The following is a 17,839-nucleotide window of genomic DNA, read 5'->3' as shown; positions in this document are numbered from 1 at the left end:
TTTTTTACTTCGCTACGTCTTACATGAAGCTGTAAGTGTAGTTGAAGATTACGCGGGTCTGATCCTGGTCGTCGCCGACACCGCCGCTGCGGTAGCTACCGTGACGCACAGTAGTACCGAAGCCTTTCAACGCGCCTTGCTGGATCACGTAATCCACACGCATGTCGCGTTCCCACTCGGAGTAATCGCTTGTGCCGCTAGCGGTCTTGACGTCGTCGCCACGCAGGTAGGCAACCGAGGCTTTCAGGCCTGGAACGCCCATGGAAGCGAAGTCGTAGGAGTACTGGCCGAAGGTGGTGTTCTCACCGGCACGGACAAAACCGTTGATCATGCTGTCGGTGAACAGGTAGAAGCTCGCACCACCAGCACCTTCAGGACGGTTGTTGCCGTCAACCACGTTGCCTTGGTTCAGGTAGACGAAGCCACCGTCATCGCCGACTTGTTGATGACCCAACAGGAAGGCACTGCCACCCAGGGTGTAGGTGAACATGGCGCTCCAGGTCTTGTTATCGACCTCGCCCGGGTTCTTGGCATAGCCACCGTTGTTGTTGAAGCGATAGCCCAGGTCACCGTTGCGGCCATCCGAACTGCTGTCGAAGTAACGCAGGTCGGTCTTGAAGGATTGACCTTCGCTGATCGGGAAAACATGGACCGCGCCCAGGAAGTGTTGCTTGTAGTAATCCTGCAGGTTCGCGTAGTAGTACTGCAGCGTCAGGTCTTTGGTGACCTTCCAATCAGCACCCGCGTAACGGAACTGGTTACTGTCCTGGGTACCGCCCGCCACGGCCAGGCCAGTGCTGTTGCTCGATGCACGGCCAGTGGCCTGCTCCAGCTGACCAGCGTTGAGCGTGACGTTGTCGATTTCCTTGGAGGTGATGGTGCCACCCTCGAAGGTCTGCGGCAGCAGGCGGCTGTCGTTGGCCACCAGGATCGGCAGGCTAGGCGCCAAGGCACCGCCCAGGTGAGCTTCGGTCTTGGAGAAAAGAGCCTTTACGTTACCGGACAAACGGCTCCACTCGTGGACCGCCGCACCGTCGGTATCGGCTGGCATATAGGAACCGTTGTTACGACCCCTGCCGCCATCGAGACGGATACCCACCAGAGCCTGGGCGTCGATACCGAAGCCAACGACACCTTGAGTGAAGCCAGACTTGTAGTCGAACTTAAGGCCAGTGCCCGTTTCGCGCAGGTCTTCACTGCCCGTCTCGTGGTTGTCGTTGTTGAAGTACAGCGTGCGGGAACTGACGGACGCCTTGCTGTCTTCGATAAAACCGGCGGCGCCTGCCTGCTGCGCCAATACCCCAAAGGCCACTGCCATGGCCAAGGTAGACTTCTTCATGCTTCGCTCCTCTCGTTTTCTAATTCTTGTGTGTCTTTGGTTCCGAATCGAACGCCCGGAATCCGCGGATGCGCGATTAGCGCCAGACCGTGACTGGCAAGTCAACCGTAACCCTTTCGGCCTACGACCATGGTCTAACCCCGCGACACCGGCCCGGAGAATAAAGGATTATTTATAAATCCAAAAAGAATTGTTTCGGCAGTTTTCAGCGTTTTTTGACATATAAGTGCCATCACTGCGTCATCAAGCCGTGAAACGTCTTATCGGCGGCGCAAAGGATTACTGAATGGTGTTTTGTCGCCAGCTTTGGAGACCCGCAAAAGTCTGGCGCAGAGATGTGTTTGCGCGCCTCCTGCGCCTTCGATCCAGTCAACAACCGCTCGCGTATGCCGCGATCTTGACGGGATCCAGACTAGCTGCTCATTGTCTGAAATCAAGAAGACCGCGGTAACGCCAGTTTTCCGAATGGCTGCCTACAGGGTTTTTTCGAAGATTTTCGAATTGCGCTGGTAGTTGTAAAGCGATGCCCGGGCCGCAGGCAGGCGCTCGACGCTGCTGGGTTCGAAGCCCCGCTCACGAAACCAATGGGCCGTGCGCGTCGTCAATACGAACAACGTCTTGAGCCCCTGGGCACGGGCCCGGGTTTCGATCCGTTCCAGCAACTCATCGCCCCGGCCACCGTGGCGATACTCCGGATTCACCGCCAGGCAGGCCAGCTCACCGGCATCCGAATCGGCGATCTGGTAGAGCGCCGCGCAAGCGATGATCATTCCTTCGCGCTCTACCACGCTGAACTGTTCGATCTCACGCTCCAACACCTCACGGGAACGGCGCACCAGGATGCCCTGTTCTTCCAGAGGACTGATGAGGTCGAGCAATCCGCCGACGTCTTCGATGGCTGCTTCGCGCACCACCTCGAACTGCTCCTGGGCCACCAGTGTGCCGCTGCCATCGCGAGTGAACAATTCGGCCAGCAGCGCGCCGTTTTCGGCATAGCTGACGATATGGCTGCGGGCAACACCGCCGCGGCAGGCCTGGGCCGCCGCATCCAGCAGTTCGGCTTGGTAGTCGCTGCCCAAGCGCTGCATATGGGCCGGGACCTGTTGCGGGCGCAGCTCACGGACCAGTCGGCCATCTTCGCCAATCAGGCCTTGCTCGGCGCCGAACAGCAGCAGCTTGTCCGCCGCCAGGTCGATGGCGGCCCGAGTGGCGACGTCTTCGCAGGCGAGGTTGAAGATCTCCCCGGTGGGCGAATAGCCCAACGGCGACAGCAGCACGATGGAACGCTCGTCCAGCAGGCGATTGATGCCCTTGCGATCGACCCGGCGCACTTCGCCGGTGTGGTGATAATCCACACCCTCGAGCACGCCGATCGGCCGGGCGGTGACCAGGTTCCCACTGGCGACCCGCAACCGCGAACCCTGCATCGGCGATGACGCCATGTCCATGGACAGGCGTGCCTCGATGGCGATGCGCAACTGGCCGACCGCGTCGATCACGCATTCCAGCGTCGCGGCATCGGTGATGCGCATGCCGTGATGGTAATGGGGCGTCAGGCCCCGTGCGGCCAGGCGGGTTTCAATCTGCGGGCGAGAACCATGGACCAGCACCAGGCGCACGCCGAGGCTGTGCAGCAGCACCAGGTCATGGACGATGTTGCCGAAGTTGGGGTGCTCGACCCCGTCGCCAGGCAGCATGACGATGAAGGTGCAATCGCGGTGGGCATTGATGTAAGGCGAAGCGTGACGAAGCCAATTGACGTATTCGGGCATGAACCTGGACCTGTAATAAATAACAGCCGAAAAAAGACGAAACAGAACGCACAGCGGGCTGGTGGTTATCGTCGGAACAGGCTTGGCGACACGCGCGCTCTCCTCATGTGATGGATACGGGCCCGCACGCGGGCAATTTAATCGGCCGTGGTCGGCGTCAGGCAGTAATGACCGATCAACTGACGGAGCAATTGCACGGTAGGTTGCAAACGTGACATTTCAAGGTACTCGCCCGGCTGATGAGCGCAGGCGATATCGCCAGGGCCCAACACCAGGGTTTCGCAGCCAAGGCGCTGAAGATAAGGCGCTTCGGTGCCGAACGCCACTGCTTCGGCGCGATAACCGGTCAGCCGCTCGGCTACGCGCACCAATGCGCAGTCTTCGGGCTGCTCGAATGGAGGGACTTCAGGGAACAACGGAGCGTAGTCGATCTTGACCTTATGCCGCTCGGCGATGGGGTCGAGCTTCTGCCGGATCGCCGCCCGCAGCACTTCAGGGTCCATGCCCGGAAGGGGGCGCAAGTCGAACTCCATGGAACATTGCCCACAAATTCGATTGGGATTGTCACCGCCGTGGATGCAGCCGAAATTCAGCGTCGGTTGCGGCACGGTGAATTGTGGATTACGGAATTCACGCTGCCATTGCAGGCGCAAACCGCGCAATTCGCCCATGGCGTCGTGCATGGCCTCGAGGGCGCTGTGGCCCAGGCTTGGGTCGGATGAATGGCCGCTGCGCCCGAGGATGTCGATGCGCTCCATCATCACGCCCTTGTGCAGGCGAATCGGTCGCAGGCCGGTGGGCTCGCCGATCACCGCAGCGCGGCCCAACGGACGACCGGCATCCGCCAGGGCCCGGGCGCCGGCCATGGAGCTCTCTTCATCGCAGGTGGCGAGGATCAGCAACGGTTGCTTGAACGGTTGGTCCAGCAGCGGCCTGACCGCCTCGATGGCCAGGGCGAAGAAGCCTTTCATGTCGCAACTGCCCAGGCCCACCCAACGCCCATCGACTTCGGTGAGCTTCAGCGGATCGGTCTGCCATAACGCGCCGTCGAACGGCACCGTGTCACTGTGGCCGGCCAGTACCAGCCCGCCAGGGCCCGTGCCGAAACTGGCCAAAAGGTTGAACTTGCCGGGGCTGACCTGTTGGATGTCGCAGCGAAACCCAAGCTCGGAGAGCCAGCCCGCCAGCAGTTCGATGACGGTGCCGTTGGACTGATCCAGCGCGGGCTGGGTGCAGCTGACCGACGGTGCAGCGATCAGGGCAGCGAATTGGTCTTTCATGGACGGCAAAGGCATCGCTGGCTCCGGACTTGCAAATTGAAGTCCATCATAGAGCCATCGAGCGCAAGGATGGAACCGTTCGGCGCGTAGGCTCGACGAGTCCTGTACACTGCACGGCCTTGGCAGCCACACCTTCCCCCGGCTGCGCACCCGATCCCTGGATTTTCCGGCCATGCAGAAAGAAACCGAAATCAAACTCCGCGTCAGCCGCGAGACCCTGGCAGCGTTGCGTGAGCATCCGCTGTTGAAAAAACGTAACAAGAGTGGCTGGGAACGCCACGAACTGATGAACCAGTACTTCGACACTCCAGAACGCGACCTGGCTCAGGCCAAGGTCGCCCTGCGCCTGCGTCGCGATGGCGAAGCAGTGATCCAGACCCTCAAGACGCGGGGCCAGAGCATCGCTGGCCTGTCCGAGCGCAACGAATACGATTGGCACCTGCCCAAGGCCAAGCTCGACCTGAAGAAACTCGACGGCGAATGCTGGCCCGAGGCGCTGGCTGACCTGGACAAAAAAACCCTCAAAGCGATCTTCACCACCGACTTCGTTCGCGAACGCGCCGAAATTGCCTGGGGCCGTGGCAAGAGCAAAGTGGTCATCGAAGCCGCCCTGGACCTGGGCCACGTCGTGGTGGGCAAGCAGAAGGAAGAAATCTGCGAGCTGGAACTTGAACTGCGCGAAGGCGAACCCGCCGCTTTGCTGGAACTGGCCGCCGAACTGGCCGTGACCCTGCCCTTGATGCCGTGCGACATCAGCAAGGCCGAACGCGGCTATCGCCTGCATGATGCGAGCAGTTATGCCCTGAGCCTTCCGGCCCCGCAATTGACCGCTGAAACGCCGCTGGACGACGCCTTCGCCGCACTGAGCTGGCACCTCCTAGGGAGCAGCCAGCGCCTGGCCGAGCAGTACCGTTTCAACGGCCATTGGCGCCTGCTGCAAGACTGGGTGGAAAATCTCGCCGAACTGCGTGCCCTGCTCAGCAGCCTCGGCCAGGCCGCGCCGCGCCAGTCGACCCACGACCTGCGGGTGGCCCTGGACGCGCTGCTGGAGGACTGGCGTCCACTGGTTCAGGCCGGCATCGAAGACGAAGACGTGCGCAAGGCCGCGCCGGAGCAATTCCTCGAGGAGCTGCAGGACCCGCGTTGGGGCCTCTTCTCTCTCCAAGCGTCACGCTGGCTGCTGGCCCGCAGCTGGGCCGCCGACCGCAACACCCGGGGCAATCGCCAGGGCGCGGCGCAACTGGGCAGTTGGCTGCCACGGCTGCTGGGCGAAGAAGCTTCGTCGCTGCAACTGCAACGCTACCAACAGCAGCCGGAAGACCTCGCCGAACAACTGCCGCGCATCGAACGCATCCAGGCCTGGCTGCATCACGCCCGCCAGGTGCTGGAAATCCCTGAAATGGACCGACTCTACGGTGAGCTGAACAAGCTGGCGCAGCTGGCCAACGAACCGATCACCGACGAACTCCTGGACGCGCGCAAGCAACAGGCGATCGCGGTGTATCAGAATCGGGCCTGGAAGACTTTGTTGCGCCTGTAAGATCGCCATCGTCGGATCGCCGCCCGGAGCAAGCTCGCTCCCACAGGGGTCCAGCGTTGCACACAGATCTTGTGGCCGCTGAAGATCAACTGTGGGAGCGAGCTTGCTCGCGATGAGGCCAGCCCAAACATCGCAAAAACAAGCTCAGCGCACCACCGGCAAACTCGTCGTCGACTTGATCTCCGACAGCGCCACGATCGAATTCACTTCCTGGATCCCCGGCACCATCGACAGCTTCTCGAAAAAGAAGCGCTCGTAGGCCTCGATGTCCGCCGTGACAATGCGCAGCAAGAAATCCACCGACCCCATCAGCACGTAGCATTCCAAGACCTCAGGGAAGCCGCGGATCGCCTCCGTGAACTCGGTAAAATTCGAGCGTCCATGGGCGTTTAGTTTGATTTCGGCGAAGATCTGCGTGTTCAGGCCGATTTTCTTACGATCCAGCAACGTCACCTGCCCGCGAATGATCCCTTCTTCCTTCATCCGCTGAATCCGCCGCCAGCATGGCGATTGGGACAAACCTACCCGTTCGGCGATCTGCGCGCTGGAGAGCGAAGCGTCTTCCTGCAACAAGGCCAATATCTTGCGATCAAACCCGTCCAGCTCGCTTTGCATAAAAAATCCCCGATAAGGCCATCACATGATTTATCCAATTCGCCAGGTTGGCGAATAAGCCTATCTTAGATAAGAAATACCCCCAATCCCATGCAAAGATTTCTCTCCAATCTCAGGAGAAATGCCATGCCCTCTTTGCAAGCCCCCGGCACCGCCGCGCTCCGCGCCGACGTCTGGCACACCGCCAATCCCTATTGTCGCGCCCGCTTTCATTTGCTCGGGGAAGCCGAGGCGGACCTGCCCTGCCGGGTGCTCAACCTGTTCGCCTTGCAGGGCCTTGTTCTGGAAACCGCACGCATCGAACGTCTCGACGAATTGCTCTCGATGGAATGCCTCCTGACCGGGCTGAGCTGGCACCGCGCCCAAGTCATCGCTGAAAAATTGCGTAACCTGATAAGCGTCTGTTCAGTCGACTTGCAAGACGCTGATATCGCGCGCGCCGAGCCGGTGCTGGCGGCAGGTTGAGGGCCTCCAGGCAAGAATTGGAAACGCATTGGTCGGGTAGTGGCCCAACGGTCCGCAGGGTCGGGACTATTCTTTTGCAGAACGAGCCACGACGCCGAAGCGTCTGTATCGCGGCTTTGCTGCAATTGTCCAATAGGAACCCGAACGCCCATGTCCACCAAACACGCCACTCAGGACCGCTGGCTGGACCTCAACGACCTGCTGCGCCAACTGGTTGCCCAAGGCATCATCAGCCAGGACTCTGCCGAGACTGCGCTCAATGCCCGCCGGCGCCATAACGCCAACAGCCAGCTGCATCCACTGGAGTTCATCGCCAACCAGCATCTCGACGACCTCAGCCGTCCCGGCAAGCGCCTGGACCTGGAAAACCTTACGTTGTGGCTGGCCCAGCAGGCCGACCAGCCCTACATGCGCATCGACCCATTGAAGATCAACGTCGCGGCCGTTACGCCGCTGATGTCCTACGCCTTTGCGCAACGCCACAAGATTCTCGCGGTAGCGGTGGACCGGGACGCCGTGACGGTCGCCAGCGCCCAGCCCTATGTCAGCAGCTGGGAAGCGGACCTGACCCACGTACTGAAGTTGCCGGTCAAGCGCGTGGTGGCCAACCCTGTGGACATCCAGCGCCTGAGCGTGGAGTTCTATCGACTGGCCAAGTCGGTCAGCGGCGCGACCACGGTCGACCAGCAACCCAGCAATCTGACCAACTTCGAACAACTGCTCAACCTGGGCGCCAGCGATCAGGAACCGGATGCCAACGACGCGCATATCGTCAATATCGTCGACTGGCTGTTCCAATACGCCTTCCAGCAACGGGCCAGCGATATCCATATCGAACCGCGCCGCGAGCAAGGCACCGTGCGCTTCCGCATCGACGGCGTGCTGCACACCGTCTATCAATTTCCGCCACAGGTGACGATGGCCATCATCAGCCGGCTCAAGAGCCTGGGCCGGATGAACGTTGCCGAAAAGCGCAAGCCCCAGGACGGCCGCGTGAAGACCAAGACCCCGGACGGCGGCGAGGTGGAGTTGCGACTGTCGACCTTGCCGACCGCGTTCGGCGAGAAAATGGTCATGCGGATCTTCGACCCGGAAGTGCTGCTCAAGGATTTCGACCAGCTCGGCTTCTCTGTCGACGACCTGCGCCGCTGGCAGGACATGACTCGCCAGCCCAACGGCATCATCCTGGTCACGGGCCCCACCGGGTCTGGCAAGACCACGACCCTGTACACCACGCTGAAGAAACTGGCGACGCCTGAAGTGAATCTCTGCACCATCGAAGATCCGATTGAAATGGTCGAGGCGTCCTTCAACCAGATGCAGGTCCAGCACAACATCGAGCTGTCGTTTGCCGCGGGGGTACGCGCATTGATGCGGCAAGACCCCGACATCATCATGATCGGCGAGATCCGCGACCTCGAAACCGCTGAAATGGCGATCCAGGCAGCGCTCACCGGGCACCTCGTGCTCTCGACCCTGCACACCAACGATGCACCGAGCGCCATCAGCCGGCTGCTCGAACTCGGCGTGCCGCATTACCTGATCAAAGCGACGGTGCTCGGCGTCATGGCCCAGCGCCTGGTGCGAACATTGTGCCCGCATTGCAAGGCTCCCCTGACCCTGGACGAAGACGACTGGCAAACCCTGACGCGTCCCTGGCAGGCGCCGTTGCCCACCAATGCCCAGCAGGCCGTGGGTTGCTCGGAATGCCGTGACACCGGTTATCGCGGTCGCGCCGGGGTGTACGAGATCATGCAACTGAGCGACAGCGTCAGAGCCTTGATCCACCCCGACACCGACCTGCTTGCCGTGCGCCGCCAGGCGTTCAAGGAAGGCATGCGAAGCCTGCGGCTTTCAGGCGCGCAAAAGGTGGCGGCGGGCTTGACCACGGTCGAGGAAGTATTACGAGTGACACCACAGAGCGAGCAGAAGTAGGCACGGTCCGGCTCAGGGACCGGAAACGTCCCACAGACATACCGGAACGGACCGTAGCGAAGATAATGGCCGCTTGCCCTACACTCAGGGTTAGCAGGTCCATTCAATTCGTACAGGGAACCGTCATGCAGATCGGCAGCGTGCTTCTACTCTTCATCGGCCTCGTGGTCGCCATTCTGTTCATGGGGTTCAAAGTGGTGCCCCAGGGTTATCAATGGACGGTCGAGCGGTTCGGCCGCTATACCAATACGCTCAAGCCTGGCCTGAACATCATCATTCCCGTGATGGACCGCATCGGGCGCAAGATCAACGTCATGGAAAGCGTGCTGGACATCCCGCCCCAGGAAGTCATCACCGCCGACAACGCTACAGTGCAGATCGACGCCGTGTGCTTCTTCCAGGTGGTCAATACCGCCCAGGCCGCCTACGAGGTCAACAACCTCGAACACGCCATCCGCAACCTGTTGCAGACCAACATCCGCACGGTGCTGGGCTCCATGGAACTGGACGCCATGTTGAGCCAGCGCGACGGTATCAACGAGAAGTTGCTGCGCACGGTCGACGAAGCCACGGCGCCATGGGGCATCAAGATCACGCGGATCGAGATCAAGGACATCAGCCCGCCGGCCGACCTGATGGCCGCCATGTCGGGGCAGATGAAAGCCGAACGTATCAAGCGTGCACAGATCCTGGAAGCCGAGGGGCTGCGAGCGTCGGCGATTCTTACCGCCGAGGGCAAGAAACAGGCCCAGATCCTCGAAGCCGAGGGCAGCCGCCAGGCCGCGTTCCTTGAATCCGAGGCACGTGAACGCCAGGCGCAAGCCGAAGCCCTCGCCACCCAGGTGGTGTCCCAGGCAATCGCCGACGGTAACGTACAGGCCGTGAACTACTTTGTTGCGCAAAAATACATCGATGCGCTGGGGCAGTTGGCCTCGGCCAACAACAGCAAGGTGATTCTGATGCCGCTGGAAGCCAGCCAGGTCATCGGTGCGGTGGGCGGCATTGGCGAAATCGTCAAGGCCACCTTCGACAACAAGAAAGCCTGAGGCGCGTATGTGGCTGTTCCTGCAGCAATTGTCTTATTGGGACTGGCTGGCGCTGGGCGTCATCCTGTTGATACTGGAAGTGTTCGGCGCGGGCGGATACCTACTGTGGATTGGCATGGCCGCCGCAGCGGTCGGCGTGCTGACGTTCGTCCTGCCGCAATTGGTGTGGGAGATCCAGTTCCTGCTGTTCGGCCTGTTCGCTATCGCGACAGCCCTGTATTGGTGGCGACGCCAGCGCAGCGCCATCCGCCAAAGCGACCAGCCGCACCTGAACCTGCGCGGGCAGGAGCTGATCGGCAAGGTGTTCCAGGTCCACGAGGCGATTGTCGATGGGCGCGGCAAGATCAGGGTGGCCGACGGCGTCTGGTTGGCGAAGGGCCCCGACCTGTCCATTGGCACGCGGGTCAGGGTGGTGGCACAGGAAGGTACGGTATTGACAGTGGAAAGGGCTGACTGACGTGCCATGGAACTGAACCGGGGCAACCGTAATCCAACGTCATAGTTAACCCTGTGGAGTCACCTATCATGCGTCTCAAACTTGCTGTCGCGACCCTGGCCTTGCTTTCTCTCCCTGTGGGCTCGGCAATGGCCGACGCGTTTTGGCGTAACGTCATTTCGTCCGGCGCAACCACCGGTTCCACCTACCTGACCTTCAAGGATAACAAGCTGATCGTCGCCGCCCAGGACGACGCCGGCAGCTTCGTCGCCAGTGACGGCGGCATTCGTGGCCCTTACCTGGAAGCGGCCATGCAGAAAGTCCGTGCCGACAACCCTGGCCTGCAAGCCACCGACATGGAACTGGCCAACGCGATCCTGGCGAAGAACGCCATCGCCCAGGAGTGATTCCCGCCCCATGAAAAATGCCGCTCGATCGAGCGGCATTTTTTTATGGGCAAACAACTGCTGAGCTTCTTTCCTACATCGAACCGGCCAACAACCCCGCCGCTACGATGAAAGTTCACCTGCCCGCGGAGGAAGGCTCTGATACAAACGTGCGAGGCTGGCACTGCAAACTCTATCGATTCGAACTTTACCCACAATGCGAACCGATACTCATGAACAAGCCATGCCTTTCGTTGCTGCTGATCACCGCCGCACTTAGCACCACCTCACATGCCGAGGGCCTATACGGCTCGATAAAAATCCTGAGCGTGCAGCAAGATCTTTCCGATGCACTCCTTACCAGCCCCAGAGTCAACAATCGTGTTGTCAGCCCGACCAGCAGCAAAGACGTTGGCGGATCTGTAGCGGTTGGCTATGGATTCGAAGGCAACTGGCGGCTGGAAACCGAGTATTCACTCAAACAGAATTCGGAGTTCAAGAGTCATTGGGCGCCGTTCGATGCCAACGTCAACAATATGCAAGTTTCGTCCAGCCGCTTGATGATCAACGGGTACAAAAACTTCCCGCTTAACCAACATTTTTCGCTGTACGCCATGGCTGGCCTGGGTGTGGCGTTTATCGATTCCGAGGGTTACCAGTCCAACCCTTCGCGACGATTCGCAAACAACAGCCAGAACAACTTCGCCTATACACTGGGCGTAGGGGCGGATATCAAGCTCAGCCAGCAACTCACCCTTGGCACTGGTTATCGCTACGTTGACATGGGCGATATCGAAACCGGTTACAACACCTTTGCCAATCGCATCAACGCTCGGGACGAACAGCTCAAGGGCAAATTGCGCGAACAGAACCTCTACGTCGAGGCACGGATGGCGTTCTGATCTGAGACACAAATCAGAACTGCGGTGCACACTCAAAAAAAATGCCGCTCAGTTGAGCGGCATTTTTGGCCCGGTGAGCTCTAGCCAGGTCCGGGTTATTCGCCGATTGCAGCTTTGTAGCCGGCCGCATCAAGCAACTTGTCCAGCTCGGCCTCGTCGCTTGGCTTGAGCTTGAAAATCCAAGCGCCGTACGGATCAGAGTTCAGCAGCTCTGGTGAACCACCCAGCTCTTCGTTGATTGCAATCACTTCTCCCGAAACCGGGGCATAGATATCGGAAGCGGCCTTGACCGATTCCACCACGCCGGCCTGATCGCCTGCAGCAAAAACTTTACCGACTTCAGTCAGCTCGACAAACACCACGTCGCCCAACGCTTCCTGTGCATGGTCGCTGATGCCCACGGTAACGGTACCGTCGGCTTCCAGGCGTGCCCACTCGTGGCTTTCGGCAAAACGCAGTTCGGCAGGGATATCGCTCATAATTCTGTGTCCTCAAGAAAAAGTGTCAGCGGCCGGCGGCCCGCCGTAAAAAATCAGATCAGGGTTTTGCCATGGCGGACGAAGGTCGGCTTGACCACTCGTACCGGGTACCACTTGCCACGAATTTCCACCTCGGCACGGTCGGCGGTAGCCATCGGAACGCGTGCCAGGGCAATCGACTTGCTAAGCGTAGGAGAAAAACTACCACTGGTGATCTCTCCTTCGCCAACATTGGCGATACGGACCACTTGGTGGGCGCGCAATACACCGCGCTCTTCCAGCACCAACCCCACCAGTTTGTGCTGCACGCCGGCGGCAAGTTCAGCCTCCAGCGCAGCGCGACCGATGAACTGACGGCTCGCCGGTTCCCAGGCAATGCTCCAGGCCATGTTCGAGGCCAACGGTGAAATATCCTGGTGGATGTCCTGGCCGTAGAGGTTCATGCCGGCTTCCAGGCGCAAGGTATCGCGGGCGCCGAGTCCGATGGGAGGAATACCGGCACCCACCAGGTCGTTGAAGAAACTCGGGGCCTCACGGGCCGGCAGGACAATTTCCAGGCCGTCTTCTCCGGTATAGCCGGTACGGGCAATGAACCAATCACCGTCGGCGCGACCTTCGAAGGGCTTGAGTTGCTGGATCAACTGGCCGCGTGGTTGCGTAACCAGCTCGGCAATCTTGTGCCGGGCCTGGGGGCCTTGGATAGCCAGCATCGCCAGTTCGGCACGCTCGTGCAGCTGCACTGCGTAATCGCCGAGTTGCGCTTGCATCCAGGCCAGGTCCTGGTCACGTGTCGAGGCGTTGAACACCAACCGGTAACCGTCCTCGACACGATAGATGATCATGTCGTCGACAATGCCGCCGCGCTCGTTGAGCATCGTGCTGTACAACGCGCGACCAGTGTCCTGCAAGCGATCGACGTCGTTGGCCAGCAGGCGCTGCAGCCAGGCTTTGGCCTGGGGGCCGGCTACATCGATCACGGTCATGTGGGATACATCGAACACACCGCAGTCGCGACGCACCTGATGGTGCTCTTCAACTTGCGATCCATAGTGCAAGGGCATATCCCAACCGCCAAAATCGACCATTTTCGCGCCGAGGGCGAGATGAAGGTCATACAGAGGCGTACGCTGTCCCATGGGTTTCTCCTTCCGGGCTTGGCGAAGGTGCGGATGGGTACTGCCACAGCTCGAACGCCTGAAAAAAGAATTTTCCGACGCTCCTAGCTACCCGGTCCGACAGACGGACCGCACCGAATGCCGCGCATTGTATCCGCATGATCCAAGGCTGGCACCTAGGCGTGTGCTCTATTCACTCAGAACGCGTCGATGGGCCGAACGCCGTATCAATCCGATGACTGGCAGCAGCCCCACCAGCACCAGGCTCAGCGCCGGTAGGGCGGCCCGCGCCCACTCCCCTTCGCTGGTCATTTCAAAGATCCGTACCGCCAGCGTGTCCCAGCCAAACGGGCGCATCAGCAAAGTCGCCGGCATTTCCTTGAGCACATCGACGAATACCAGCAGCGCGGCGCTCAGGGTGCCAGGAAGCAGCAACGGCAGATACACTTTGAAAAACAGTCGCGGCCCACTCACCCCGAGACTTCGTGCGGCTTCGGGCAACGACGGGCGAATACGCGCCAGGCTGCTTTCCAACGGGCCATAGGCCACGGCCAGGAAACGCACCAGGTACGCCAGCAACAGTGCCGACAAACTGCCCAGCAGCAACGGTTTGCCCGCGCCTCCGAGCAGTGTCGACAGCGGGATGACCAGCTCGCGATCCAGATAACTGAACGCAAGCATGATCGATACCGCCAGCACCGAACCGGGCAAGGCGTAGCCCAGGTTCGCCAGACCGACCCCGGCGCGGATCGACCGGGTCGGCGCCAGACGTCGAGCGAAGGCAAGCAGCAAGGCGACGCAAACCGTGACAAGTGCCGCGAGTCCGCCCAGGTAGAGGGTATGGAGAATCAACCCGGCGTAACGCTCATCCAGGTCGAAACGACCGCGCTGCCAAAACCAGACCACCAATTGCATGAGCGGAATGACAAACGCACAGGCGAAAACCAGCAGGCACCAGCCGCTGGCCGCCACCGCCTTGAGTCCTCGCAGGTGGTATAGCGCCTGGGCTCGCGGTCGCTCGTTGCCGGCCCGCTGGGCGCCCCGGGCGCGGCGTTCGCCGTAGAGGACCACCATGACCGTCAACAACAGGAGACTGGCCAGCTGGGCTGCGCTGGAAAGGCTGAAAAACCCGTACCAGGTCTTGTAGATGGCCGTGGTGAAGGTGTCGAAGTTGAACACTGATACCGCACCGAAGTCCGCCAGGGTTTCCATCAGCGCCAGCGCCACGCCGGCGCCGATTGCCGGCCTGGCCATCGGCAGCGCCACACGCCAGAACGCCTGCCAAGGCGATTGCCCGAGCACCCGCGCCGCTTCCATCAGGCCCTTGCCTTGCGCCAGGAAAGCGCTTCGCGCCAGCAGGTAGACATAGGGGTAGAACACCAGGACCAGCACCAGGATCACACCGCCAGTGGAACGCACCCGAGGCAGGCGCAGGCCACTGCCAAACCATTCGCGCAGCAACGTTTGCACCGGACCGGCAAAGTCCAGCAGGCCTACGAAGACAAATGCCAATACATAGGCAGGCACCGCGAACGGCAGCATCAGCGCCCAGTCGAGCCATCGACGGCCGGGAAATTCGCAAAGGCTCGTGAGCCAGGCCAGGCTCACGCCCAGCAGCGTCACCCCGACACCCACACCAAAGATCAGCGTGAGGGTGTTACCCAACAGGCGTGGCATCTGGGTGTCCCACAAATGGGACCAGATTTGTAGATCAATGCTCTGCCAGGACAGCAGCAGCACGCTCAAGGGCAACAAGACTAGCGCAGCGACGGCGAAGACCAGGGGATACCAGCGGCGTTGGGCGGGGTGGGTCAAGGAAAGTTCTCGTTCGCGTCATTACTGACAAAGGGCTCATGTGGCAAGGGAGCTTGCTCCCGCTGGGCTACGAAGTAGCCCTAACGATCCGGATCATGCCCCGTCAGATAGACCCGGTCGATAGTTGGGGAGGGCTTTGCCCTGGAGCGCCAGCCCGATCCCGCGGGAGCAAGCTCCCTCGCCACACTTCATCGATGGACTGAGCGATCCCGTCTCAATTCCAGCCAGCACGGTCCATCATGCGGATGGCTTCGGCCTGGCGCTTACCGGCCACTTCCACTGGCAAGGTATCGGCCTTGAACTTGCCCCAGGCAGCGACTTCCTTGGAGGGTGCCACTTTTGGATTCGCCGGAAACTCCTGGTTCACGTCAGCAAAGATACTTTGCGCTTCAGGCGTGGTCATCCATTCCACCAGCTTCTTCGCGGCTTCCGGGTGCGGTGCGTGCTTGGTCAGGCCGATGCCCGAGAGGTTGATGTGCACGCCCCGATCGGCCTGGTTCGGCCAGAACAACTTGACCTTCAGGTCCGGCTTCTGCTGGTGCAGGCGACCGTAGTAATAGGTGTTGACGATGCCGACATCACACTGGCCGGCATTGATCGCTTCAAGCAGCGCAGTGTCGTCGGAGAACACGTCGGTGGAGAGGTTCTTGACCCAACCCTTGAGGATTTCCTCGGTTTTTTCCGCGCCGTGGGTTTCGATCAGCGTCGCGGTCAGGGACTGGTTGTAGACTTTCTTCGAAGTCCGCAGGCACAGGCGGCCTTCCCACTCCTTGCCCGCCAGCGCCTCATAAGTGGTCAACTCACCCGGTTTGACCCGGTCAGTGGAATAGGCGATTGTCCGCGCCCGCAGGCTCAGGCCAGTCCAGGCATGGGAGGACGCGCGATATTGAGGCGGGATGTTGGCGTCGATGACCGTCGAGGTGAAGGGCTGCAGGATCCCCATCTGCTCGGCCTGCCAGAGGTTCCCGGCGTCCACGGTGAGCAACAGGTCGGCGGTGGCGTTTTCACCTTCGGCCTTGATCCGCTGCATCAACGGCGCTTCCTTGTCGGTAATGAACTTCACCGCTACGCCGGTCTTCTTGGTATACGCGTCGAAAACCGGTTTGATCAATTCATCGATGCGCGAGGAATAGACCACCACCTCATCGGCGGCCTGGGCCGTGGTAGTGCCAATCAGGGCCAAGGCGAGGGCGGACAGCAGGCGTTTTGTGGCCGACATGGTGGCGATCTCTCGATTGTGAACAGAGCGCAAATGATAAGGACTCACATTTAGCACCACAATCGAACAGTGGGCAGACACGTTTCCAAATGTTGCAGCGGTGGGGTCGAGGTAGCGGTTCCGGCCTCATCGCGAGCAGGCTCGCTCCCACATTGACTTGCTTTCACATAACCCTGTGGGAGCGAGCCTGCTCGCGATGAGGTCATGAGCCCGACACACCTCTCAGGCCCTGGCCAGTTCCGGCAAATCCCCGGTCAACCCCAGCGCCTCGCGCACGAACAACGCCTTGGCTTCAGGCAGGCGGTCCACCAACTTCAGACCGGCGTTGCGCAACCAGCGAACCGGCAACGGATCAGCCTGGAACAACCGCTCGAAACCTTCCATCGCCGCCATCAACGCCAGGTTGTGGGGCATGCGGCGGCGCTCGTAGCGGCTCAATACCTTCACGTCAGCCAAGCGTTCGCCACGCCCAGCCGCTTGCAGCAGCACTTCGGCCAGCACGGCGGCATCCAGCAAGCCCAGGTTCACGCCCTGCCCGGCCAGCGGATGGATGGTGTGGGCGGCATCACCGATCAGTGCCAGCCCTTCGGCCACATAGCGCTTGGCATGGCGCTGGCGCAGTGGCACGCACAGGCGCGGGTCGGCGCTCAGTACCGTGCCGAGCTGGCCTTCGAAGGCACGCTCCAGCTCGTTGCAAAACACAGTGTCATCAAGAGCCATCAAGCGCTGCGCTTCATCGGGAGTGGTGGACCAGACGATCGAACACCAGTCTTCCTGACCCTCGCGGGCCAGTGGCAGAAACGCCAGCGGGCCGTTGTCGGTGAAACGCTGCCAAGCCGTCGTCCGATGAGGACGGGCGCTACGCACGCTGGTGACAATAGCGTGGTGCAGGTAATCCCACTCCCGCGTGGCCACCCCGGTCAGGCGACGCACGGCTGAATTCGCGCCGTCAGCGGCAATCACCAGCGGCGCGCGCAAGGTACGGCCGTCGGCCAGCGTCAGCAGCCAGTCATCACCTGAGCGGCGCATCTGCTCCAGGCGCGCGTTGGCAAGCAGGCCTAAATCACAATCGTGCAGTCGGTCCAGCAGCGCGTCCTGGACGACGCGGTTTTCAACGATATGCCCCAGCACGTCGGCATGCAGACTGGCGGCGGAAAAGTGAATCTGCCCCGTGCCGCTGCCATCCCAGACGTGCATGTCGGTGTATGGGCTGGCCCGTCGGCCGGTGATCCCGTCCCAGACACCCAGGCGTTCGAGGATCCGTTGGCTGGCTGCCGACAGGGCACTGACCCGTGGCTCGAATGCGGCCTGGGCATCAAAGGGCTTGACGCTCATCGGGCTGCCGTCGAGCAGCAGCACTTGCAGGCCACTGCCCTGCAACGCCAGCGCCAGGGCGCTGCCGACCATGCCGGCACCGACAATCAACAGATCTGCACGCAATTCCATGCTTTAAGCCTGTGTTGCTGGCGACATCAGCCGCCGGTGAAAGGAATGA

Annotated in this window: 16 protein-coding genes; 7 read left to right on the top strand and 9 right to left on the bottom strand. The window is 60.9% G+C overall.

The features are described from left to right. Positions 1–19 precede the first annotated feature (19 nt). The 3 genes from J3P81_RS01240 to argE all read right to left on the bottom strand — a co-directional run bounded on the left by J3P81_RS01240 (position 20) and on the right by argE (position 4,406). Positions 20–1,339 (bottom strand): OprD family porin, encoded by a 1,320-nt coding sequence (locus J3P81_RS01240; RefSeq protein WP_420765090.1) that lies wholly within the window; start codon positions 1,337–1,339, stop codon positions 20–22. A gap of 473 nt (positions 1,340–1,812) precedes the next feature. After that, entirely contained in the window at positions 1,813–3,111 is a 1,299-nt protein-coding gene (gene argA / locus J3P81_RS01235) for an amino-acid N-acetyltransferase (RefSeq protein WP_420765091.1), read from the bottom strand. A 137-nt stretch (positions 3,112–3,248) separates the two neighbouring features. After that, complete coding sequence (gene argE / locus J3P81_RS01230) at positions 3,249–4,406, bottom strand: acetylornithine deacetylase (protein WP_434561723.1); 1,158 nt, start codon at positions 4,404–4,406, stop codon at positions 3,249–3,251. A gap of 157 nt (positions 4,407–4,563) precedes the next feature. On the opposite strand from argE, the gene J3P81_RS01225 reads away from it, so the two are divergent. After that, positions 4,564–5,931: an inorganic triphosphatase gene (locus tag J3P81_RS01225; RefSeq protein WP_434561721.1), complete on the top strand. Its 1,368-nt coding sequence runs from the start codon at positions 4,564–4,566 to the stop codon at positions 5,929–5,931. A 144-nt stretch (positions 5,932–6,075) separates the two neighbouring features. Here J3P81_RS01225 and J3P81_RS01220 read toward each other — a convergent pair whose 3' ends face one another. Then, a complete protein-coding gene (locus tag J3P81_RS01220) occupies positions 6,076–6,546 on the bottom strand; it encodes an Lrp/AsnC family transcriptional regulator (RefSeq protein WP_434561719.1) in 471 nt (156 codons plus the stop codon). Positions 6,547–6,672: 126 nt separating this feature from the next. Here J3P81_RS01220 and J3P81_RS01215 point away from each other — a divergent pair, with 126 nt between their 5' ends. The 6 genes from J3P81_RS01215 (at position 6,673) to J3P81_RS01190 (ending at position 11,716) form a co-directional block, all read left to right on the top strand. Then, positions 6,673–7,011, top strand: coding sequence for a hypothetical protein (locus J3P81_RS01215; RefSeq protein WP_420765095.1), 339 nt, complete (start codon positions 6,673–6,675; stop codon positions 7,009–7,011). Between the two features lie 150 nt (positions 7,012–7,161). Beyond that, positions 7,162–8,946, top strand: a complete 1,785-nt coding sequence (locus J3P81_RS01210) for a GspE/PulE family protein (protein ID WP_434561717.1) — start codon at positions 7,162–7,164, stop codon at positions 8,944–8,946. Positions 8,947–9,071: 125 nt separating this feature from the next. Beyond that, on the top strand, positions 9,072–9,992 hold the full coding sequence (locus tag J3P81_RS01205; RefSeq protein WP_434561715.1) for an SPFH domain-containing protein: 921 nt from the start codon (positions 9,072–9,074) through the stop codon (positions 9,990–9,992). A gap of 7 nt (positions 9,993–9,999) precedes the next feature. Beyond that, positions 10,000–10,449 carry an NfeD family protein gene (locus J3P81_RS01200; RefSeq protein WP_434561713.1) on the top strand — a complete coding sequence of 150 codons (450 nt, stop codon included), beginning with the start codon at positions 10,000–10,002 and terminating at the stop codon, positions 10,447–10,449. 68 nt (positions 10,450–10,517) lie between these two features. Next, a complete protein-coding gene (locus J3P81_RS01195) occupies positions 10,518–10,835 on the top strand; it encodes a DUF2388 domain-containing protein (protein ID WP_434561711.1) in 318 nt (105 codons plus the stop codon). 17 nt (positions 10,836–10,852) lie between these two features. Next, entirely contained in the window at positions 10,853–11,716 is an 864-nt protein-coding gene (locus tag J3P81_RS01190) for an outer membrane protein (protein WP_434561709.1), read from the top strand. Between the two features lie 95 nt (positions 11,717–11,811). Here the strand turns inward: J3P81_RS01190 and gcvH are convergent, their stop codons facing one another. The 5 genes from gcvH to J3P81_RS01165 form a co-directional block, all read right to left on the bottom strand. After that, positions 11,812–12,195: a glycine cleavage system protein GcvH gene (gene gcvH / locus J3P81_RS01185; RefSeq protein WP_434561707.1), complete on the bottom strand. Its 384-nt coding sequence runs from the start codon at positions 12,193–12,195 to the stop codon at positions 11,812–11,814. 53 nt (positions 12,196–12,248) lie between these two features. Further along, positions 12,249–13,331, bottom strand: coding sequence for a glycine cleavage system aminomethyltransferase GcvT (gcvT, locus tag J3P81_RS01180; RefSeq protein WP_420765100.1), 1,083 nt, complete (start codon positions 13,329–13,331; stop codon positions 12,249–12,251). A gap of 168 nt (positions 13,332–13,499) precedes the next feature. Then, the gene (locus J3P81_RS01175; protein WP_420765101.1) at positions 13,500–15,125 is read right to left on the bottom strand and encodes an ABC transporter permease; all 1,626 of its coding nucleotides are present in this window, start codon (positions 15,123–15,125) and stop codon (positions 13,500–13,502) included. A 214-nt stretch (positions 15,126–15,339) separates the two neighbouring features. Continuing rightward, positions 15,340–16,344, bottom strand: coding sequence for an extracellular solute-binding protein (locus J3P81_RS01170; RefSeq protein WP_434561705.1), 1,005 nt, complete (start codon positions 16,342–16,344; stop codon positions 15,340–15,342). Positions 16,345–16,566: 222 nt separating this feature from the next. Further along, positions 16,567–17,784 carry a 2-octaprenyl-3-methyl-6-methoxy-1,4-benzoquinol hydroxylase gene (locus J3P81_RS01165; protein WP_434564068.1) on the bottom strand — a complete coding sequence of 406 codons (1,218 nt, stop codon included), beginning with the start codon at positions 17,782–17,784 and terminating at the stop codon, positions 16,567–16,569. Between the last annotated feature and the right edge of the window lie 55 nt (positions 17,785–17,839).

The organism is Pseudomonas sp. R1-6, assembly GCF_051132115.1.
Taxonomy (GTDB): Bacteria; Pseudomonadota; Gammaproteobacteria; order Pseudomonadales; family Pseudomonadaceae; genus Aquipseudomonas.
This window is presented reverse-complemented; position numbering and strand designations above follow the sequence as displayed.